The 21,469-nt window shown below is 30.2% G+C and carries 19 protein-coding genes; 12 read left to right on the top strand and 7 right to left on the bottom strand.

Going from position 1 to position 21,469, the window contains the following annotated elements; all coding sequences use genetic code 11:
- The 7 genes from SLH33_RS02845 to SLH33_RS02815 form a co-directional block, all read left to right on the top strand.
- Positions 1 to 2,491 (top strand): T9SS type B sorting domain-containing protein (locus tag SLH33_RS02845; RefSeq protein ID WP_320417549.1); only part of this gene is annotated, 2,491 nt, incomplete at its 5' end.
- A 3-nt stretch (positions 2,492 to 2,494) separates the two neighbouring features.
- The gene (locus tag SLH33_RS02840) at positions 2,495 to 3,436 is read left to right on the top strand and encodes a type IX secretion system membrane protein PorP/SprF (RefSeq protein ID WP_320417548.1); all 942 of its coding nucleotides are present in this window, start codon (positions 2,495 to 2,497) and stop codon (positions 3,434 to 3,436) included.
- A 67-nt stretch (positions 3,437 to 3,503) separates the two neighbouring features.
- Entirely contained in the window at positions 3,504 to 4,337 is an 834-nt protein-coding gene (rluF, locus tag SLH33_RS02835) for a 23S rRNA pseudouridine(2604) synthase RluF (protein WP_320417547.1), read from the top strand.
- Between the two features lie 53 nt (positions 4,338 to 4,390).
- Positions 4,391 to 5,521, top strand: a complete 1,131-nt coding sequence (tgt, locus tag SLH33_RS02830) for a tRNA guanosine(34) transglycosylase Tgt (protein ID WP_320417546.1) — start codon at positions 4,391 to 4,393, stop codon at positions 5,519 to 5,521.
- 1 nt (position 5,522) lies between these two features.
- Complete coding sequence (locus SLH33_RS02825; RefSeq protein ID WP_320417545.1) at positions 5,523 to 6,608, top strand: LptF/LptG family permease; 1,086 nt, start codon at positions 5,523 to 5,525, stop codon at positions 6,606 to 6,608.
- On the top strand, positions 6,595 to 7,491 hold the full coding sequence (locus SLH33_RS02820) for a DMT family transporter (RefSeq protein WP_320417544.1): 897 nt from the start codon (positions 6,595 to 6,597) through the stop codon (positions 7,489 to 7,491). The genes SLH33_RS02825 and SLH33_RS02820 overlap by 14 nt, the downstream gene beginning before the upstream one ends.
- Positions 7,492 to 7,549: 58 nt before the next feature.
- Complete coding sequence (locus SLH33_RS02815) at positions 7,550 to 8,503, top strand: acetyl-CoA carboxylase carboxyltransferase subunit alpha (RefSeq protein ID WP_320417543.1); 954 nt, start codon at positions 7,550 to 7,552, stop codon at positions 8,501 to 8,503.
- A gap of 56 nt (positions 8,504 to 8,559) precedes the next feature.
- On the opposite strand, the gene SLH33_RS02810 is transcribed toward SLH33_RS02815, so the two are convergent.
- Positions 8,560 to 9,192 (bottom strand): 7-carboxy-7-deazaguanine synthase QueE, encoded by a 633-nt coding sequence (locus SLH33_RS02810; protein ID WP_320417542.1) that lies wholly within the window; start codon positions 9,190 to 9,192, stop codon positions 8,560 to 8,562.
- Between the two features lie 53 nt (positions 9,193 to 9,245).
- Here SLH33_RS02810 and SLH33_RS02805 point away from each other — a divergent pair, with 53 nt between their 5' ends.
- The 4 genes from SLH33_RS02805 (at position 9,246) to SLH33_RS02790 (ending at position 14,990) form a co-directional block, all read left to right on the top strand.
- Entirely contained in the window at positions 9,246 to 11,738 is a 2,493-nt protein-coding gene (locus SLH33_RS02805) for a Plug domain-containing protein (RefSeq protein WP_320417541.1), read from the top strand.
- A gap of 60 nt (positions 11,739 to 11,798) precedes the next feature.
- Positions 11,799 to 13,316, top strand: a complete 1,518-nt coding sequence (locus SLH33_RS02800; RefSeq protein WP_320417540.1) for a helicase HerA-like domain-containing protein — start codon at positions 11,799 to 11,801, stop codon at positions 13,314 to 13,316.
- A 43-nt stretch (positions 13,317 to 13,359) separates the two neighbouring features.
- Positions 13,360 to 13,920 (top strand): hypothetical protein, encoded by a 561-nt coding sequence (locus SLH33_RS02795; RefSeq protein WP_320417539.1) that lies wholly within the window; start codon positions 13,360 to 13,362, stop codon positions 13,918 to 13,920.
- Positions 13,921 to 14,009: 89 nt separating this feature from the next.
- On the top strand, positions 14,010 to 14,990 hold the full coding sequence (locus tag SLH33_RS02790; protein ID WP_320417538.1) for a PLP-dependent cysteine synthase family protein: 981 nt from the start codon (positions 14,010 to 14,012) through the stop codon (positions 14,988 to 14,990).
- A 236-nt stretch (positions 14,991 to 15,226) separates the two neighbouring features.
- Here SLH33_RS02790 and lipA read toward each other — a convergent pair whose 3' ends face one another.
- From lipA to SLH33_RS02760, 6 genes are all read right to left on the bottom strand, one after another.
- Positions 15,227 to 16,102, bottom strand: a complete 876-nt coding sequence (lipA, locus tag SLH33_RS02785) for a lipoyl synthase (protein ID WP_320417537.1) — start codon at positions 16,100 to 16,102, stop codon at positions 15,227 to 15,229.
- Positions 16,103 to 16,144: 42 nt separating this feature from the next.
- A complete protein-coding gene (locus tag SLH33_RS02780) occupies positions 16,145 to 16,609 on the bottom strand; it encodes a hypothetical protein (RefSeq protein WP_320417536.1) in 465 nt (154 codons plus the stop codon).
- Between the two features lie 69 nt (positions 16,610 to 16,678).
- The gene (locus SLH33_RS02775; protein ID WP_320417535.1) at positions 16,679 to 17,242 is read right to left on the bottom strand and encodes a sigma-70 family RNA polymerase sigma factor; all 564 of its coding nucleotides are present in this window, start codon (positions 17,240 to 17,242) and stop codon (positions 16,679 to 16,681) included.
- A gap of 81 nt (positions 17,243 to 17,323) precedes the next feature.
- Positions 17,324 to 17,527 (bottom strand): membrane or secreted protein, encoded by a 204-nt coding sequence (locus SLH33_RS02770; RefSeq protein ID WP_320417534.1) that lies wholly within the window; start codon positions 17,525 to 17,527, stop codon positions 17,324 to 17,326.
- A 204-nt stretch (positions 17,528 to 17,731) separates the two neighbouring features.
- The gene (gene murB, locus SLH33_RS02765; protein ID WP_320417533.1) at positions 17,732 to 18,739 is read right to left on the bottom strand and encodes a UDP-N-acetylmuramate dehydrogenase; all 1,008 of its coding nucleotides are present in this window, start codon (positions 18,737 to 18,739) and stop codon (positions 17,732 to 17,734) included.
- A complete protein-coding gene (locus SLH33_RS02760; protein WP_320417532.1) occupies positions 18,740 to 19,930 on the bottom strand; it encodes a pyridoxal phosphate-dependent aminotransferase in 1,191 nt (396 codons plus the stop codon).
- Positions 19,931 to 20,094: 164 nt separating this feature from the next.
- Between SLH33_RS02760 and SLH33_RS02755 the strand changes: the two genes are divergently transcribed.
- The gene (locus SLH33_RS02755; RefSeq protein ID WP_320417531.1) at positions 20,095 to 21,447 is read left to right on the top strand and encodes an aspartyl protease family protein; all 1,353 of its coding nucleotides are present in this window, start codon (positions 20,095 to 20,097) and stop codon (positions 21,445 to 21,447) included.
- Positions 21,448 to 21,469 lie beyond the last annotated feature (22 nt).

Below are 21,469 nucleotides of genomic sequence, written 5' to 3'. Positions count from 1 at the left end.
TGTAGCGTGTGTAGGCAGTAATGAAGGCGCATTTGATTTTGATTTCAGTGTAAGTTCACCATATGCAGGAAACTACGATTATCAGGTTTATAATACCAATGGTACAGCAGCTACAGGAGATGATACAGTAGTAGGTGTAGCAGTAACAGGAGCTACAGGCGGCAGTTCGGTAACATTATTACCAGCAGGCGAGTACTATGTAGTAGTATCAATGACCAATAGTCCATTCTGTCCAGTAACTTCACCAACAGTAACCATAGATGAGCCAACAGATCCATTAAATGTTACATATGATCTTGGGTTGATTAGTTGTATTACGAGTAATAGTGGACAGATTGTAATTAATGCATCAAATGGTTGGGGTGGATATACTTATCAGTTAATAAATACAACTACTGGTAATCCCGTTCAATCTTTCGATACTAATAATATAATCACAGACTTAGTGGCAGGTGATTATGAACTTACTGTTAGAGATGCAGGTGGATGCTTATTTGTAGATAACTTTACGTTAGCAAGTCCAACACCTATAAACGCATCAGTAAATACTATAGCATTTAACCAGTGCGAAGGAGATGAAATGGCAGTAATTGAAGTTATTAATGTAACGGGAGGTCAAGGAAACCCAGCTAGTTATAAATACACATTAACATATCCAAGTGGTCAAGAAACTGCTCAGCAGTCATCAAATGTGTTTACAAACTTAGGAGCAGGTAATTATATTGTTACGGTTTATGATGACTATAGTTGTAATGAACAATTTCCTGTTACAATTACTGACCCTTCAGATGTTGAAGCTACAGCTTCAGCAGCAGGAATAATTACATGTACTAATCCAACAGTAGATATTACAGTTACAGGTGTAGGCGGAACAGGAACATATGAATATAGTAATGACGGTACTACTTTTGTAGGAAGTAATGTCTTTGCAGTGATAGCAGGAGAACATAGATTCTATGTTAGAGATGCAAACGGATGTGTATCTGAACCATACATTGTTACAGTTGCAGAGCTTGAGCCATTAACAGTAACATTAGATACTTCAGGAGGATTTGTTACATGTTTTAATGAAGAAAATGCAGTCTTGTCAGCCACAGCTACAGGAGGCTTAGGAAATTATGTTTATGAGTTACTAGATGCTGCAGGAGTAGTAGTTAATGGACCACAAACTTCTAACATATTTACAAATATAGCTCCAGGTAGTTACAGCATTAGGGTGATAAGTGGAGATTGTTCAGCGCAAACATCTACTCATATAATTACTAATCCAGAAGAATTAGTAGCTACGGGTACACCAACCCCAGTAAGTTGTAATGGAGGAAGTAATGGAACAATTACAATTGATGCAGAAGGAGGTACAGGTGATATTGTATATGAAATAGATTCTGCACCAGGAAGATTTCAATCACAAAATGTGTTTACAAATTTAGCTGCAGGTATATATAATGTAACTGTTCAAGATCAAAGAGGATGCTTTACTATTGTAACAGTTGAAGTTGAAGAACCACAAGAATTAACTGTAAGTTTATTAGGAAACGTTGTACAACAAACATGTATCCAAGATCCTGCTCCATCATTTACAATAGAAATTAATGGAGGTACTGGTCCATACAGAGTAAGTTTAAATGGTAATGCTTTTATAAATATTCCAACAGGAACAAATACTTATACCTTTGAAAATCTAGATCCAGGTCAATCTTATACCGTAATAGTTAGAGATGCTAATGATTGTAGACCTGTTGATAATATTACAATTACTACAGATGAACCTATTGATATGCAATTACAACACACAGTTGTGTATGATTGTTCAGGAGACGTAGCAATAACAGGTACAATAGATGAGCAATATAGTAATGAAGTGGTATTTACATTAACAGGGCCAGAAAGTCATACAAATGATACAGGTGCATTCATTGTAAATACTCCAGGAATATACACTTTAGAAGTAGAACATGTAGATGGATGTATAGAAATGATAGATCAAATTGAGATTGAAGACGTAGAACCATTAAGTTTAATTATAGATACTTCTCAAATTAATTTATTAATAGCAAATCCATCCGGAGGTATTGGTCCTTATGAGTTTAGCATTGATAATAGTGATTTTTATTCTCAAAATGAATTTGTTATCAATCAAACAAGAAATTATACAATTGTAGTAAGAGACTCTAGAGGGTGTGAGGTAACCATGACAGTTTTAGGCGAGTTTATTACTATTGAAGTACCAAATTTCTTTACGCCAGATGGAGACGGAACAAATGATTACTGGTATCCAATAAATGTTGAAGATTATCATGAGGTAGTTATTTATATATTTGACAGATATGGTCGCCAGTTAAGAATCTTTGAAGGTAGTCATGAAGGTTGGGATGGAATTTATGATGGAAAACCTCTTCCAACGGGAGATTATTGGTACACTATAAACTTCAAAGAAAGATCTGGAGAAAAGAAGAAAATGATGGGTCACTTTACATTATATAGAAAATAAAGTATGAAAAAAATAATAATAGTTTTACTTCTATGTGTAGGCTTAAAAATTACAGCACAAGAAAGAGATTTACCGCCGTATATTAACCATATGGCGGACAATCCTTTCATGATTTCTCCTTCGTATGCTGGTATTGGATCAGGTTTGCAAATTAGGTTAAATGGTGTGAGCCAATGGATAGGAGTTAAAGATGCACCAAACACACAATCTATTACAGTAGAAGCTAGAATAGCCGATACTTTTGGAGGTGGTTTAACCATTTTTAACGATCAAAATGGATATACTACTCAGCAAGGAGTTAAATTATCATTTGCAAGCCATTTAACATTAAGTGATCTATATGATAGCTTCCTTTCTTTTGGTATGACCTATACTTTTGTACAATTTGGTGTAGATACTCGATATAATAATTCAGGGCAACCTCTATCAAATATATCAGAAGGAAAATCAAACTTTGATGTAAGCATGTTATATAGGTTTGATCGTTTTGCAATTAGTGCAAACGTAAATAATATACTGGATAAGGAGGTTGTTAACTCTCTTTCTGGAGAACCTGAAATCTTAAGAAAATATTCTATATATTCACTTTATACATTTAAAATTAATAGAGAAGTAGAGTTTGAACCCTCTATCTTCTTTGAATATTTTGAAGGAAGTGGGCGTTCAAGAAATGATGTAAACGTAAAACTTCGAAAACGTATTAATGAAGGTTATATATGGGGAGGGTTGAGTTATACATTTTTAAACGATCAATTTGGAGAACCAATATCAGTAGCTCCAATGGTTGGTTTAAAAAAGAATAAATTTTACCTTTCTTACGGAGTAAGCTTAAATGTTAATAACATTCAAGATTTTACATACGGTACACATATGATTACATTAGGATTTGATTATGATCGCCGCCCGAGTTTAGCTCGTTGTACACAGAAAATGATGATGTTCTAAAAAATAGAAATAGAATGTTTAAAAATCCTCAAGTTTACTTGAGGATTTTTAGTTTACTTTTGTTCTAATGGAAAATAACAATCAAAATTCTGTAAATCTTAATAAATATATTAGTAGTACAGGTATTTGCTCTCGTAGAGAAGCAGAAAAGCTTATTATTGAAGGCAGAGTAACTATTAATAATATGCCTACAGAATTAGGAAATAGAGTTTTTGAAGGAGATATTGTAAAAATTGACGGAAAACCGTTAAAAGAAAAACCAAAAACACTCTATATAGCTTTAAATAAACCAGTAGGAATTGTTTGTACTACTGATAGTAAAGAGCGAAAGAATATTGTAAAATTTGTTGGTCATCCACAACGATTGTTTCCCATAGGTAGGTTAGACAAACCCTCAGAAGGATTAATATTCTTAACAAATGATGGAGATATTGTAAATAAAATTTTACGTGCCGGTAATAATCATGAAAAAGAATATATTGTTTCTGTTAATAAACCCATTGATGAACGTTTTATCCAGCGAATGAGCAACGGAATACCAATTTTAGGAACCGTTACCAAAAAATGTAAAGTTGAAAAGATCAATGACAAAACATTTAAAATAATTTTAGTTCAAGGTTTAAATAGACAAATACGTAGAATGTGTGAGTATTTGGGGTATGAAGTAAAAAAACTAAAACGTACTCGAATAATGAATGTGTCTTTAGGCAGTTTGAAAGTAGGAGAATGGAGAGAATTATCATCTAAAGAAATGAATGAAATCAATCGGTTAGTATCAACTTCTGTAAAAACAGAAGAGGCATCTATTGAAAAATTACCTAAAAAACAGTCATTAAAAAATAAATCTACGAAGAAATCTTCTAATTTTAAATCTAAATTTGGTCGTCAACGCAAAAAATAGATTTAAGTGGCTTTTAAGTTTTCGCATTCATTCAAATGCGTATCTTTGCCCTCATGCAATTTGAATTAAAAACTACCGATTCCAAAAGTAAAGCAAGAGCAGGTGTAATTACTACCGATCATGGTACTATAGAAACACCAATTTTTATGCCTGTGGGTACAGTTGCTTCTGTAAAAGGAGTACACCAAAGTGAATTAAAAGAAGAAATTAATCCTGATATTATTTTAGGAAATACTTATCATTTATACCTGCGTCCAGGAACCAATATTCTTGAACAAGCTGGAGGTTTACATAAGTTTATGAATTGGGATAGAAATATCTTAACAGATAGCGGTGGCTATCAGGTATATTCGTTATCTGAAAGAAGAAAAATTAACGAAGAAGGAGTAAAATTTAAAAGTCATATTGATGGTTCATTACATTTCTTTACACCAGAAAATGTAATGGAAATTCAACGTTCCATTGGTGCTGATATTATTATGGCGTTTGATGAATGTACACCATATCCATGCGATTATAATTACGCAAAAAGTTCAATGCATATGACACATCGTTGGTTAAAACGTTGTGTAGAACATTTAGAAAAAGTTCCACCAAAATATGGTTATAATCAAACTTTGTTTCCTATAGTACAAGGAAGTACCTATAAAGATTTACGTAAGCAATCAGCAGAATTTATAGCTTCAGTAGGAGCCGATGGTAATGCTATTGGCGGACTTTCAGTAGGTGAGCCTGCTGAAGAAATGTATGCAATGACTGATGTGGTTTGTAGTATTTTACCAGAAGATAAACCTCGTTATTTAATGGGTGTTGGTACGCCTATTAACATCCTTGAAAACATTGCATTAGGAGTTGATATGTTTGACTGTGTAATGCCAACACGTAATGCACGTAACGGAATGTTATTTACAGCTCATGGTACTATCAATATTAAAAATAAAAAATGGGAAAATGATTTTTCAGCCATTGATGAAATGGGAATAACATTTGTAGATACACTTTATTCAAAAGCTTATTTACGTCATTTATTTGCTTCTAATGAATTGTTAGGTAAACAAATAGCGTCTATTCATAACTTAGGGTTCTACCTTTGGTTGGTTCGTGAAGCAAGAAAACATATTTTAGCTGGTGATTTTACTCAATGGAAAGATAAAATGGTAAAACAAATGAACAAACGTTTATAAGTTGAAAATTCTTGATTGGTACATATTAAAACGTTATTTAACAACTTTTTTCTTTACGTTGTTAATTTTAATACCAATTGCGGTAGCTATTGATATTTCTGAAAAAATTGATAAATTTTTACGGAATGATGATTTAACTCTTTTTGAAATAGCAAATGACTATTACAAGAATTTTATCATTTACTATGCTAATACTTTTTTGCCATTAGCTCTTTTTATTGCCGTAATTATTTTTACTTCAAGATTGGCAAATAATTCAGAAATTGTTGCCATAAACAGTTCTCAAATTTCTTTTACACGTTTTTTATATCCTTATTTTTTAGGAGCTACTTTAGTAACAATATTTGCTTTATTTATGAATCATTTTATAGTGCCTAATAGTAGCAAAACCAGAAAAGAGTTTGAAAATAATTATTTTAAAAAACAAAAGTATGAAGATAGAACAGTACGTAATTTTAGTTTGCAATTAAATGATAGTACTTATATTTTTATACAAAATTTTGATTTAAAACGAAACCAAGGATATAACTTTTCAACAGAAACCTATAGCGGACTTAAACTAAAATATAAATTAGAAGCAGATAATATTACGTGGAGAGAACAAGATACTGCTTTTAGATTGTTAAACTGGAAAGAACGCCGAATATTTAATAATATAGATAGCATATCAACAGGAAATAGTAAAGACACCACTTTTGCGTTTACTCCAAAAGATTTTAATTACAAATCTACTTATGCCCAAGAAATGCCGTCAGGAGAATTATCAGAATTTATAAAAATATCTAAAAAAAGAGGAGTAAAAAACTTAAATGCTTACTTAGTTGAATTTTATAAGCGTACCAGTTTGCCAGTAGCGTCTTATATTCTTACTCTTATTGCAGTAGCTTTAGCACATAAAAAGCGTAGGGGAGGTATGGGAGTAAATTTAGCTTTTGGTATAAGTATAATGTTTATTTACGTATTCTTTTTAAAAGTGGCAGAAGTATTGGGGGCAGTTGCAGGAGCAAATGCATTACTCAATGTTTGGATGCCCAACATTGTGTTTGGTTGTTTAGCTATTTATTTATACTTCAATGCAAGAAAGTAAACTTAAAAACTATCTATTACTACATGTAATAGTTTTCATTTGGGGTTTTACAGCAATTTTAGGAGCACTAATTTCTATAGAAGCTGTTCCGTTAGTATGGTACAGAATGTTATTAGCAACGGGTTTCATAGCTGTATATTTTTTAATTACTAAAAAATCATTCAATATTGATAAAAAAGCAGTTGTCAAATTTGCAGTATCTGGAGTTATTATTGCAGTACACTGGATAACGTTTTTCAAAGCCATTAAAGTATCTAATGTATCGGTAGCTTTAGTAACTATGAGTACAGGAGCCTTTTTTGCTTCTTTAATAGAACCTTTTTTCTTTAAAAGAAAGATTAAAATAATAGAAATCTTTTTAGGGTTGTTAGTAATAGTTGGTTTGTATATTATTTTTAATTTTGAAAGTCAATATACTATGGGTATTATATATGCCTTAATATCAGCATCCTTATCAGCAATGTTTGCTGTGTTAAACGGATTGTTTGTAAAAAAATACGACCCAACTAGCATTTCCTTTTATCAACTTTTATTTGGAGTTTTAGGAGTTACTTTATATTTAGCTTTTACAAATCAGTTTACACTTAAATTTTTCCAATTAAAAGCTTCTGATTGGATATATTTGGTTATTTTAAGTAGCATTTGTACTGCCTATGCTTTTATAGCATCTGTAAAAGTAATGCGTTTTCTAACTCCATATACAGTAATGTTAACCATTAATTTAGAGCCAATTTATGCTATAGTACTAGCACTCATTGTTTTTGGAGAAAAAGAACAAATGAATCCTGAGTTTTACTATGGTGCTCTTATTGTTTTATTTGTGGTGCTATTAAACGGAATGCTTAAAAATTCTTCAGCAATTAAAAAGAAATTACAACGATAATTTAGTATGTTTGTTTTTACAAATGACTAAAAAAGTAAAAAATCAAACTTTATAAGCAATGGAATATTTAGATTTTGAAATGCCAATAAAAGAGTTAGAAGATCAATTGGCAAAATGTTTTGAGATAGGAGAAGAAAGTGAGGTTGATGTTACAGAAACCTGTAATAAAATTGAAAAAAAATTAGAAAAAGCAAGAAAAGATATTTATAAAAACCTAACACCTTGGCAGCGTGTTCAATTATCTCGTCACCCAAACAGACCGTATACATTAGATTATATTAAGGCAATTTGTGGTGATACTTTTATGGAATTACACGGAGATAGAAGTGTAAAAGATGATAAAGCCATGATAGGAGGTTTAGGTAAAATTGGTGATCAATCTTTTATGTTTATTGGTCAGCAAAAAGGATACAATACTAAAACACGTCAGTATCGTAATTTTGGTATGGCAAATCCTGAAGGATATCGTAAAGCCTTACGTTTAATGAAAATGGCAGAAAAATTTGGAATCCCTGTAGTAACACTATTAGATACTCCAGGAGCCTATCCAGGTTTAGAAGCTGAAGAACGTGGACAAGGAGAAGCAATTGCTCGTAACATTTTTGAAATGACGCGTTTAAAAACGCCAATTATTACTATTGTAATAGGTGAAGGAGCTTCGGGTGGTGCATTAGGAATTGGAGTAGGAGATAGAGTGTATATGATGGAAAATACTTGGTATACGGTAATTTCTCCAGAATCCTGCTCATCAATTTTATGGCGTAGTTGGGAGTATAAAGAGCAAGCTGCTGAAGCGTTAAAATTAACTGCTGACGATATGAAAAAGCAAAAGTTAATTGATGCTATTATCAAAGAACCATTAGGTGGAGCGCATACAGATAGAGAAGGTGCTTTTAAAGCCGTTCAAAAACAAATTGTAAAAGCGTATGATGAGCTAAAAGATTTAAATGAAACAGATCTTATAAACCAACGTATGGATAAATATGAAAATATGGGTGTTTATAAAGAATAGGCTTTCAAAAAGATGAATAAAAAAACCTCGCTAATAAACTAGTGAGGTTTTTTTATTTAAGGTATATTCAAATACTTATGTGTTTGTAATGAAATTTTCCATTTTGGGTGTTCCATAACGTAGTCAATAATTAACGGAATCATTTTTTCTTTTTTACTCCACTCAGGTTGTAAGTACAATTTACAGTTCTTACCTACTTTGGCAGCCTGCTCTTCTGCAAAATGAAAATCATTTTTGTTATGAATAATCATTTTCAGTTCATCTGCTTCACGGTAACAACGTTCAATTGGTAATTTTGTTTTTTTGGGCGATAAACAAAACCAATCCCATGTACCAGAAAAATCATACGCTCCAGAGGTTTCAATATGTGTTTTTATACCACTTTCTTGTAATTGATTAGTTATATAATCTAAACTCCACATTAAAGGTTCTCCACCAGTAATTACAACAGTTTCGGCATATTTCTTAGCATTTTCAACAATCAGGTCAGTATGTGTAGGAGGGTGTAAGTTTGCATCCCAACTTTCTTTTACATCACACCAATGGCAACCTACATCACAACCTCCAATACGAATAAAATACGCAGCAGTACCTGTATGAGCACCTTCTCCTTGAATGGTATAAAATTCTTCCATTAGCGGAAGCATTTTTCCCTGATTTATTAAAGCTTGTACTTCTTTTTTCAACATAAGGGTGCAAAGATATTAACAATAATTGTATATTAGAAACAAATTTAATTACTATGAAAAAAATACTAGTCTTTTTATTATCATTATTATTGCTTGTTTCTGTAAATGCTCAAGAAAACAATATTGAAGAAAATCTTATTGAAACTTTTTTAGAAAATAATAAAAATTTTCATAATCACTTAAAAGAAAAGTTTTCGTTACATACTAATAAAACAGTGTATTTTTCAGGTGAAAAAATATGGTTCAAAGGTTATGTTGTAAAAGATATTGACAATAAACTATATAAAAAAACAACTAATTTGTACGTAAAGTTGTTATCCCTTAAAGGCGATGTTATTAAAAGTAATTTACTCTTTGTGGAAGAGGGAGTCACAAATGGAGAAATAAAGATACCAGATGATCTACCTGATGGACAATATTATATTCAATTAAATACTTCTTGGAATTTAAACTTTGATAAAAATGGGTATACAAGTGTAATTGAAATAATAAATTTAAATAATAAAGGACAATTAGAAAAAAAAGAAACTAAACAAAATAAAGAAAATCCAGATGCTCAAAAGCTAAAGATCCAATTTTTTCCTGAAGGAGGAACATTGTTAAAAAATACATTCAATAAAGTTTTTTTTAAAATAACTAAAGGGAATAAGCCCGTAATTACTGATGGATTTATTATAGATGATTTAATTGACGAGAAAATAGAAAAATTTAATAGTAATATTTTAGGAATAGGTAGTTTTAAAATTTATATAAGAGAAAACCAAAGTAAATCTATTGAATTAAATTATCAAGAAGAAAAATATCATTTTAATCTACCCAAAGCAAATGATAATGGAATCATATTGGAAAAAGCAGTAGATGCAGATAATCCAAAGGTTGTGAATCTTAAAATAAAAACAAATACAAAAACATTAAAAAAATATAAAGGGAAGAATATTTTTGCTGTTTTACAACGTAACGGTTTTGTTAAATCTGTAATTCCTATTCTTTTGGAAGAAAACTTTTACAGTTATCTAGTTAGATATGGAAGTGAAGTTTTATTTGATGGTGTCAATACAGTAACTATATTCAATAGTGAAAATGATATTTTATCCGAAGAAAGTTTTTATTTTAAAAAAGAAGAAACTATAAAAATTGAAACTTCTGTATTGAAAGAAACAAAAGATTCTTTGTTTTTAGATTTGAAATTAAAAAATAATTATACAAAAGTTAATTCTAGCATCTCAGTTTTACCTAGTGAAACTAAAGTTTATAATAATAAAAGGAATATTTTAACAGACTTCTTAATAAGTCCATATTTAAATAATATCCAGCTAAATGAAGCCCTTTTTTTTGATAAAAAAGACCCTTTGAAAGACATTAATATGATTTTAAAAACACTACCTATCTCAATTAAAGGATATAAATTACAAAGTGTTAATAAAATGGAGCCTTTTGAACAAGGAGTTACTATATCAGGAAAAGTAAATAATGTTTTAAAAGAAAATGAAACGTATAAAGTATTATTGTCATCTCAAGAAAATTCTTTATTACTAACTAAAAAGTTGGAAAAAGACGGGAGTTTTGAATTTTCAAATCTTTATTTATTACATCCGTCTAGCTATCAGTTGTCTTTATTGAATAATAAAGGAGAAGTTATCCCTAGTAATTTTTATATTTTTAAAAACCAGCAAGCTAAATTTTATTTAAACAAAAACATTGAAGAAATAAAATTTAATAACACAACGAAAAGTAGTCTGAAAGGCTTAGACAAGAATTTGGAAAGACAAATTTACGATGAGAAATCTTTAAATTTTAATAATAAAAATTATGAAAGTTTAAATGAAGTTATTGTTACTGGAAAGATAACTAAAGAAGATGATTATTTACCTCAAAAAAGAACTATTGCAGGTGAATTTGTTAAAGAACACAAAATTAACAAAATAATGCTGACGCCCTTTAACTCAATAGCTGATATAATACATACTTTACCAGGTATAGTGTTTGTTCAACCTACACCTTTACCAGGAGGCCTTAGCACTAAAAAAGCAGTAGTATTTAATGGTAGAGGACCCAATACTTTTTTTGGAGATATTCAAGCATTAGTTATATTAAATGGTTCTATTCTTACCGATCATTCTGTGTTAGAGGATATAAGTGCTTCAGAGCTTGATGGTAGAATTAATGTAAATAAAGCAGGTGCTGGATATGGGTTTAGAGGATCGAATGGGGTTTTAATAATTAATACTATAAACCCAAAAACTTTATCATCTAAAAAAGTAAACAAAAAAGAGGTTAATAAAGAAAAATATAATACAGATTTTGGGTTTAGCAAGGCTTCAATTAACTATGAAAAAGAATTGATGACCTATATTAATTATGTATCTGAAAAGAAATATTCAGCAATTGATTGGATACCTAATTTTAATTTATTGCCTAACAAATCAAATATTTTAAGAGTTAAAAAAACTAATAATGAAATTATTAAATTAGTTGTAAATGGTGTTAGTAATGAGGGAAGATTAATTTTTGATACCATTGATATAACTGTTCCTAAATTGAAATAAATATAATTAATGTTTTTTGCTATTTTTACGTGATTTTATCACCAAAATTCTAAGAAAAATATGAGCAAAACGGAAGAGTTTTTCAATCACATCAATCAAGGATATACTTGTAAAGGAGAATTTCTAACATTAGGAGCAGGTATGTTAGGAGAAGAAACTGTAACCAATGCATTAGTAAATATTCCTTTAAAAACCTTAAATCGTCATGGGTTGATTGCTGGAGCTACAGGTACCGGTAAGACAAAAACCTTACAAGTATTAGCAGAAAACATGTCGGAAAAAGGAATTCCGGTGTTGTTAATGGATGTAAAAGGAGATTTAAGTGGATTAGCGCAACCAAGTCCAGGGCATGCTAAAATTGATGAACGTCATGAAAAAATTGGTATTCCGTTCAATGCTCAAAAATTTCCCATAGAAATTTTGTCAATTTCTGAACAAGATGGTGTTCGTTTACGTGCAACAGTTTCAGAATTTGGTCCGGTTTTGCTATCACGAATTTTAGATCTAACCGAAACCCAAGCTGGTATTGTTGCTATTATCTTTAAATATTGTGATGACAATCAATTACCATTATTGGATTTAAAAGATTTTAAGAAGATTTTACAGTTTGTTACTGCAGAAGGAAAAGAAGAAATTCAGGAAGAATACGGACGCATTTCTACCGCAAGCACAGGAGCAATTTTACGTAAAATTGTTGAGTTAGAGCAGCAAGGAGGAGAGCTGTTTTTTGGTGAAAAATCTTTTGATGTGGATGATTTGACTCGAATTGATGAAAACGGTCGTGGAGTTATTTCTGTATTGCGTTTAACAGATATTCAAGACAAACCAAAGTTGTTTTCAACCTTTATGTTACAGTTATTAGCAGAGGTATATGAAACTTTTCCAGAGCAAGGAGATAGTGGTAGACCTGAATTAATCATCTTTATTGATGAAGCACATTTGGTGTTTGATCAAGCTTCAAAAGCATTGTTAAGTCAAATAGAAAGTATTGTAAAGCTAATCCGTTCCAAAGGAATAGGGCTGTATTTTGTAACTCAAAACCCTAAAGATGTACCAGAAGATGTTTTGGCACAATTAGGTATGAAAGTACAACATGCACTACGTGCTTTTACTGCTAAAGATAGAAAAGCCATTAAGCTAGCTGCAGAAAACTATCCGGATTCTGAATATTATGATACTTCTGAAGTTTTAACTCAGTTAGGTATTGGAGAAGCTTTAGTATCTGTATTAAATGAAAAAGGGATTCCAACGCCATTGGTAAGAACCATGCTACGTGCTCCTATGAGTAGAATGGATGTGCTTACAGATAAAGAAATTAAAGAGGTGTTAGACGGTTCAAAATTGATTCCTAAGTATAACAAAACTGTTGATAGAGAGAGTGCTTATGAGATGCTGAATGAGAAGATTGATAGAATTAATAAAGAAAAGTCTGAGGAAGATGAAAGAAAGGAGAGAGAAAAAACAAGAAGAAGATCTTCATCAAGAAGCAGAAGCACACGTCAAAATCCAATTGTAAAAGTACTAACTAGTGCTACTTTTATTAGAAGTGTTTTCGGTATCTTAAAAAAAGTTATGTAAACTAAAATTTAAAAATAAACGTTAACTATACAAAACCATATTAATGAAAAAAATAATAAAAACTCTACTAATAGCTGCTGTATCTGTATTATTTGTTCAATGTAGCAACGGAAAATTTGAAATAGCTAAAGGAAAAGTAGGTGAGTTGACACCTAAAACAACTGTACAAGACTTAGAAAGCATTTTTAAAAATGATTCTATAGTAAAAATATTGAGTGAAGGAGCAAAAGGTGATAACTATTTTCAAGATGAAGATGAATATTTGATCTATGAAAAAGGAGGAAAACATTTATTAACTTTGGTTCCAAATGAACAATTAGATTCTACCTCTACCTTTAAAAGTGTTCAGATTTTTGATGAACGTTATAAAACAGATTCTGGTTTAAATATTAACTCAACATTTTCAGAAATTAATAATAATAACACAATTAGTAAAGTAGAAACTTCAATATCATCAGCCACTATATTAATTGATGATTTAAATGCTACTATAACTATTGATAAAGAAGAGCTAGGGTTGAAAGAGTTCGATTTACAAAAAGTAAGTAAAGAACAAATCCCAGATCTAGCTAAAGTAAAAACCTTTATAATTTGGTTTAACTAAATTAAAAAATCCCGCTACGGCGGGATTTTTCTTTGTGGATATTTTCTATCAAATTAATCCCACTATATTTGCAACTCAAAATTCAGAAAATGGAGTACGCAAAAAATATATTAGAAACTATTGGAAATACACCTTTAGTAAAAATTAACAAACTAGCAGAAGAATTACCCTGTTTGGTTTTAGCAAAATATGAAACATTTAACCCAGGTAACTCGGTTAAAGATCGTATGGCATTAAAAATGATTGAAGATGCTGAAGCAGACGGACGTCTACAACCAGGAGGGACTATAATTGAAGGAACTTCAGGAAATACAGGTATGGGATTAGCCTTGGCTGCTATTGTTAAAGGTTACAAGTGTATTTTTGTAATGGCAGATAAGCAGAGTAAAGAAAAGATAGACATATTAAAAGCAGTTGGGGCAGAAGTTGTGGTTTGTCCAACGGCAGTTGAGCCTGAAGATCCAAGGAGTTATTACTCGGTTTCTAAGCGTTTATCAGAAGAAATTCCTAATTCTTGGTATGTAAATCAGTATGATAATCCTAGTAATGCCAGAGCGCATTATGAAAGTACTGGTCCAGAAATTTGGAAACAAACTGAAGGAAAAATCACTCATTTTGTAGTGGGAGTTGGTACTGGAGGAACTGTTTCTGGAGTTGGTAAATACTTAAAAGAACAAAATCCGAATATAAAAGTTTGGGGAATTGATACGTACGGTTCAGTGTTTAAAAAATATCATGAAACGGGTGTTTTTGATGAGAATGAAATTTATCCATATGTAACAGAAGGAATAGGAGAAGATATCTTACCCAAAAATGTAGATTTTGATGTTATAGATGGATTTACTAAGGTAACAGATAAAGATGCTGCTGTGTATACGCAGTTATTAGCTAAAAAAGAAGGTATGTTTTTAGGTAACTCTGCTGGAGCAGCAATGAAAGGATTATTGCAGTTAAAAGAACATTTTAAACCAGAAGATGTAGTTGTGGTATTATTTCACGATCACGGAAGTCGTTATGTTGGTAAAATGTTTAACGATGAATGGATGAAAAAAATGGGATATATAGATTAATCTATATTTTTACCAAAAAACAGATAAAAGTCAAAAGCCCGCTCATAGAGCGGGCTTTTGTTAATCAACTAATTCAAATAATTTACACAATGAAAACAATTATTATTGTTTATAATATTGTATTCAATTTACGTGCCAAAATTACGAATATTTGAATTACAAATGCATAAAAAATAAAAAATTTACATTTTATTAACTTTTAAAGGCTTTATTGTTAAGGAATTCGTAATAAAATATTAACTAGCGTGCTTATGAGCTTTGTATGATGATCTTACTAAAGCTCCACTTTCAACATACATAAAACCCATTTCCTTACCAATTTCTTCATACTTTTTAAATTGTTCAGGAGTTATGAATTCTTTAACAGGTAAATGTTTTTTTGTAGGTTGTAAATATTGACCAATGGTAATAACGTCTAAACCAACATTACGAAGATCTTTCATGGTTTCTATTACTTCTTCTTCTGTTTCTCCTAAACCAAGCATAATACCCGATTTAGTACGCATACCATTATTTTTTAAATATTTTAAAACACCTAAACTACGATCATATTTTGCCTGAATTCTTACTTCACGAGTTAATCTTCTTACAGTTTCCATATTATGTGAAACTACTTCAGGGTGTACTTCAATGATTCTATCAATTAATTTTTCGTTTCCTTGAAAATCAGGAATTAAAGTTTCTAACGTAGTATTTGGGTTACTTCTTCGTATTGCTTGTACAGTTTCTGCCCAAATAATAGAACCACCATCTTTTAAATCGTCGCGGTCAACCGAAGTAATTACCGCATGTTTAATACTCATAATTTTAATAGAACGTGCTACCTTTTCTGGTTCATCCCATTCTACTGTTTCAGGTCTTCCGGTTTTAACACCACAAAAACCACAGGAACGCGTACAAATATTTCCTAAAATCATGAAAGTAGCAGTACCTTCACCCCAACATTCACCCATGTTAGGACAACTACCACTTGTACAAATTGTGTTTAATTTATATTTATCTACTAAGCCACGAAGTTCTGTATATTTTTTACCAACAGGTAATTTTACACGTAGCCATTTAGGTTTTTTTACTCTTTCTTCTGATGGAGTTGTTATAGTTGTATTTGACATTCTATTCTAATGAATTTGAAATGCAAATTTACAAAGAAAGTTTTAGAGCATCATATCAAACTCTTTTGCTTTATCAATAGATTTTAATAAAAGCTGATCGTTAGATTTGATTAAAGAAATTACACGTTGAATACTTTCTAATTCTTCTTTGTTTGCACTCCAAAAAGTAACTCCGGTAACTTCAACATTCATAGTTAGTTGGTCTATTAAATCACTTTCAGCTAATTTAAATGCACCAAAAATAATTCCTAACCAACTTGGTCCACCACCGTGGTAACCCATACCTTGCAAATATTTTGCTTGCGAATCGCTTTCGTAAATATCATGAAATTCTAAACGGAATTTACCGCTTTCTTCCATTAATTTACCTCTACTTTTTATACTAGCATCTGTAAAAGCATTTTTTATAGTTTCAGATTCTGATTGGCCAAAACTTGTTTGAATAAATAAAAATGCAAAGAAAACTAAGATAGTTTTTATGTATGAAGTTGATAATTGTACTCGCATCTTTGATAATTTTTAGGGATTATAATTTTTGATTAAAAATCAAAAACCGTGCGAATGTACAAAATATTTCTAAGATTTTTTTATTATTTCTGCTAATAACTTTTTTGCTCTAAGAAGCTTAACTTTTACATTATTTATAGGCTCATTAATTTGTTCAGAAATCTCTTTATAACTCAATTCTTGAAAGTATCTTAAGGTGATGATTTCTTGGTATTTAGGCTTTAACTGTTTAATGTCTTTCAGTAACTTGGCTAAATTTTGCTCTGTTATAATCTTATCTTCAGCAGAAGGTGCATCATCAACAATTTTATATACTTCTTCTTGTTGTGCATTGGTAGTTTTTACAGAAACAGAAGAGCTATTTTTTCTCAATAAATCTATATGAATATTTTTTGAAATAGCTATTAACCATGTTTTAAATTGATATTGCTCATCAAAAGTATCTATTTTATCAAAAGCTTTAGAAAAAGTACGAATGGTAATATCTTCAGCTTCATTTTCATTCAATGTTCTTTTTAGCTGATAATTATACACAATAGGCCAAAAAGTATCTAACAAAAAATTAAAAGATATTTGATTGCCTTTTTTTGCTTGCTGAATATGTTTGAGAAGTGTTTCTTTGCTGATATTCAAAGTGAAATAATAGAAATTACTATTGTTATAAAGATAACAATAAGTACGTAAACTTAAAAAGTTTCTAAAATTATTTAAATTTTATTGATGTTGCGGTTCGCTACAATTGTCAAATTGATCTGGAGTTTTTCCGCAAAAACCACATGGTTCACCTCCTTCATTCAACATCGGATTTTGACTTGCACATGTACCTGCAAATTTTCCGTCCTTTTTTGCCCAAATTTTAATGGCAATTCCTGCAAATCCTAATGCTAACAATCCTATGGTAAGAAAAACTAATTTCATGTACTTTTATTTGAGGTTACAAAGATAAATAATCTTTAGCGTTTTGTTTAATTAAGTGACTTTTAATTTTTTTAGTGTCTTAATAGTAGCATTTAATCTTAAAAACTTACAAAATGACTTTTATAGCTTTAATTATTATTTTAGGAACTAAAATTATAAATAGTAGGACTTTACAACCTGTAGTTGTAAAAAAATAAGTAGAATTTAAATTACATTTACTTCAATTTCCAAGTCTATCCCAAATTTTTCCTTGATAGTTCTTTGGATTTTTTGTGCTAATTGATAAATTTCTTTTCCTGAAGCATTTCCGTAGTTTACCAATACTAATGCTTGTTTTTCATGAACACCGTAATCTCCAAAGCGTTTTCCTTTAAATCCACTTTTTTCTATTAACCAACCAGCAGGAACTTTAACTTCAGTTTCAGATACTTTGTACGATGGAATATCAGAATACTCTTCTTGAAGTTTGTTAAAATGTTTTTGAGAAATCACAGGATTTTTAAAGAAACTTCCACTATTACCAATTTCTTTAGGATCAGGTAATTTTGATTGTCTGATAGCAATAACAGCATCAGAAACATCTTTAATAGTTGGATTTGTAATATTTTTTGAAGCTAATTCAGTTTCAATAGCACCATAATACGTATTTAGTTGATGATTCTTTTTGGTTAATTGAAAGCTTACAGAGGTAATTATATATTTTCCTTTTGCTTCATTTTTAAAAATGGAGTTTCGATAGCCAAAATCACATTCTTTATTTGAGAAAGAAACTAATTTTCTTGACTCAATTTCAATAGCTTCTACTTTAGTAATAACATCCTTTACTTCAACTCCATATGCACCAATATTTTGAATAGGGCAGGTGCCAACATTACCAGGAATTAAGGATAAGTTTTCTATTCCGCCATAATCTTGGGAAATAGTCCACAAAACAAAATCATGCCAATTTTCTCCAGCATTTACAGTTAAATATACATGGTTTTCATCTTCTTTATCGATTGAAATTCCTTGGATATTTATATGTACAACAAGTTTTTCTATATCAGAAGTTAACAACATGTTACTGCCTCCAGATACTAAAAAAACATCTTTTTCTTTTTTTAGTAATTGTTGAAGTTCATATACTGATTCAATTGAAACAAAACGTTTGGCATTAACATCAATACCAAACGTGTTGTAATTTTTTAATGATATGTTTTCTTGAATATTCAATTAATCTTTATAAACTTTTAATGCTTCTTTAATAATATTCACAGCTTTTTGTAAACTCTCTTTATTTAAAACATAGGCAATTCTTATCTGATTAAGACCAACTCCTGGAGTAGAGTAAAATCCTGCCGCTGGAGCAACCATAACAGTTTCACCATTAAAATCAAATTTTTCTAAAAGCCATTGTGCAAAATCATCACTGTTTTTAACTGGTAATTCTGCTATACAATAAAAAGCACCTTTAGGCGTCGCAACTTTAACTCCGTCTATTTTACTTAAACCTTCTATTAAAGTATTACGTCTTTCAACATATTCATTAATAACATCATCAAAATAACTTTGTGGTGTATCTAAGGCTGCTTCACTAGCAATTTGTGCTAATGTAGGCGGACTTAATCTTGCTTGTGCAAATTTTAAGGCTGTAGTTATAACTTCTTTATTTTTGCTGACTAAACAACCAATACGTGCTCCACACATACTATAACGCTTAGATACAGAATCAATCATAATAGCGTGTTGCTCAATAGAAGGTTCTTCCATTATTGAGTAATGTTTTACTCCGTCATAAGCAAACTCTCTATAAACTTCATCAGCAATTAAAAAAAGATCATGCTTTTTTACTAAATCAGCTAGTTTTTTTATTTCTTCCTTTGAATATAAATAGCCTGTTGGATTTCCAGGATTACAAATTAAAATAGCTTTTGTTTTTGGAGTGATAAGCTTTTCAAACTCTTCAATAAGAGGAAGTGCAAAATTATCTTCAATTTTTGATATTACAGGAACGATATTTACACCAGATGATGTAGAAAAACCATTATAATTTGCATAAAAAGGTTCAGGAATAATAATTTCATCATCAACATCCATAATACTACCAAAAGCAAATAATAAAGCTTCACTACCACCAGTAGTTACAATAATATCATCATGATTAACGTCAATTTTATTTTTAGCATAATATTTAGCTATTTTTTTCCTGTATTCTTCAGAACCTTCAGACCTTGTGTATGCAATAATATCAAGTGAATGAATTTTTACAGCATCTAACGCAATTTGTGGTGTTTTAATATCAGGTTGACCAATATTTAGGTGATATACAGTTTTTCCTTGCTTATAAGCTTTTTCTGCATAAGGCACCAATTTTCTGATTGGTGATTGTGGCATTAATTTACCTTTTGTAGAAATAGAAGGCATTTGTTTTTTGTTTTAGTTGTTTGAAAGGCAAATTTGCAAAATATAATTGAAAACGGATAAATAATTCATATCAAAAATTAAGACATTTATATTTACAAAAGGATTAAATATTTAAAAAAATAAAAGAAAATAAAAATTGTATTGTATATTGATTTTTCAATTTTATGAAGTTTATGTTGAGAAAATTATTACTATCCCTGTTTTTTATTTTTATTTTTTCAAAAAACCTAGCTCAAAGAGGATTTAAATTTTATGGAAAGAACCCTGCTAAGCAAGAGGTAAAATTTAAATTAATCAATAATTTAATTGTTTTACCATTAGTAATAAATGGTAAAGAACTTTCATTTATTTTAGATACAGGAGTTAACAAAACAATTTTATTTAACCTTACAAAAAATGATAGCTTAGGGCTAAATGAAATTAGCAAAATAACCTTACAAGGCTTAGGTAGTGGAGAGCCAGTAGAAGCCTTGTTATCTCAAAATAATAGATTTAACATCAAAGACATGATAAGCTCTAATCAAGATTTGTATGTTATTTTAAGAGATAATTTTAATATTTCAGCAAAAATGGGAATAACCATTCATGGTATTATTGGTTATGATTTATTAAAAAACGTGATAGCTAAGATCAACTACAATCATAAAACAATTACTTTTTATAACCCAGAAAAATATTTCTTAAAAAAATGTCGAAAATGTGAAGAGTTTCCTTTAGAGTTTTATAGAAATAAGCCCTATATAAATGCAAAAATTCAAATAGACACAGTAGAAAATAAAACGACAGATGTAAAGCTATTGATAGATTCTGGAGGAAGTGATGCTTTATGGTTATTTGAAAATACCAAAGAAGAAATTAAAACACCCAAAAAATATTTTCAAGATGTTTTAGGGGAGGGTTTAAGTGGAACTATTTATGGTAATAGAAGTAAAATATCTAAGATATCTTTAGGTGATTTTGAAATCAAAAACCCCACAGTTTCATTTTTAGATTCGCTTTCTACACATCATGCAAGAAGATTTCAAGAACGGAACGGTAGTGTAGGTGGGGCAATTCTTAAAAGATTTAAAGTTTGGCTAGATTACCCTAACAACAAAATGATAATAAAGAAAAATAGTTCATTAAAAAAAGCCTTTTACTACAATATGAGTGGATTACACGTAGTATATAGTGGACAAGAATTAGTTAAAGAGCAAGGTATAACTAAAGTTAACAACCCCTACGGCTATAAAGGTGAAACGTCTAATAATAAAACAATATCATTTATTACAAGTTATCACTATAAGTTCAAGCCTTCTTATAAAATAGATCATGTTTTAGAAGGTTCTCCCGGAGACAATGCAGGTATAGAAAAAGGAGATGTTATAAAGAGAATTAATGGTAGACCAGCACATACGTATTCTCTAGATGAAATTACTCACCTTTTTCTTAGTAAACCTAACAAAAAAATAAAAATTGAAGTAGAAAGATTAGGAATGAGATTAAAATTTGAATTTATTTTAAAAAAGCGGATATAAAAAAATCCTCACCACAGTGAGG

The organism is Tenacibaculum sp. IB213877 (assembly GCF_034043975.1).
In the GTDB taxonomy this organism is placed as follows: domain Bacteria; phylum Bacteroidota; class Bacteroidia; order Flavobacteriales; family Flavobacteriaceae; genus Polaribacter.
The sequence above is the reverse complement of the archived record's forward strand: the minus strand, read 5'-3'. Positions and strand labels throughout refer to the sequence as shown.

Excerpts from the sequence above, each read along its gene's own strand:
- rluF (WP_320417547.1), top strand. The coding sequence starts at position 3,504 with ATGGAAAATAACAATCAAAATTCTGTAAATCTTAATAAATATATTAGT.
- SLH33_RS02760 (WP_320417532.1), bottom strand. The coding sequence starts at position 19,930 with ATGCCTTCTATTTCTACAAAAGGTAAATTAATGCCACAATCACCAATC.
- lipA (WP_320417537.1), bottom strand. The coding sequence starts at position 16,102 with ATGTCAAATACAACTATAACAACTCCATCAGAAGAAAGAGTAAAAAAA.
- SLH33_RS02805 (WP_320417541.1), top strand. The coding sequence starts at position 9,246 with ATGAAAAAAATACTAGTCTTTTTATTATCATTATTATTGCTTGTTTCT.
- SLH33_RS02780 (WP_320417536.1), bottom strand. The coding sequence starts at position 16,609 with ATGCGAGTACAATTATCAACTTCATACATAAAAACTATCTTAGTTTTC.
- SLH33_RS02840 (WP_320417548.1), top strand. The coding sequence starts at position 2,495 with ATGAAAAAAATAATAATAGTTTTACTTCTATGTGTAGGCTTAAAAATT.
- SLH33_RS02790 (WP_320417538.1), top strand. The coding sequence starts at position 14,010 with ATGGAGTACGCAAAAAATATATTAGAAACTATTGGAAATACACCTTTA.
- SLH33_RS02795 (WP_320417539.1), top strand. The coding sequence starts at position 13,360 with ATGAAAAAAATAATAAAAACTCTACTAATAGCTGCTGTATCTGTATTA.
- SLH33_RS02770 (WP_320417534.1), bottom strand. The coding sequence starts at position 17,527 with ATGAAATTAGTTTTTCTTACCATAGGATTGTTAGCATTAGGATTTGCA.
- SLH33_RS02815 (WP_320417543.1), top strand. The coding sequence starts at position 7,550 with ATGGAATATTTAGATTTTGAAATGCCAATAAAAGAGTTAGAAGATCAA.
- SLH33_RS02755 (WP_320417531.1), top strand. The coding sequence starts at position 20,095 with ATGAAGTTTATGTTGAGAAAATTATTACTATCCCTGTTTTTTATTTTT.
- SLH33_RS02820 (WP_320417544.1), top strand. The coding sequence starts at position 6,595 with ATGCAAGAAAGTAAACTTAAAAACTATCTATTACTACATGTAATAGTT.
- SLH33_RS02810 (WP_320417542.1), bottom strand. The coding sequence starts at position 9,192 with ATGTTGAAAAAAGAAGTACAAGCTTTAATAAATCAGGGAAAAATGCTT.
- SLH33_RS02800 (WP_320417540.1), top strand. The coding sequence starts at position 11,799 with ATGAGCAAAACGGAAGAGTTTTTCAATCACATCAATCAAGGATATACT.
- tgt (WP_320417546.1), top strand. The coding sequence starts at position 4,391 with ATGCAATTTGAATTAAAAACTACCGATTCCAAAAGTAAAGCAAGAGCA.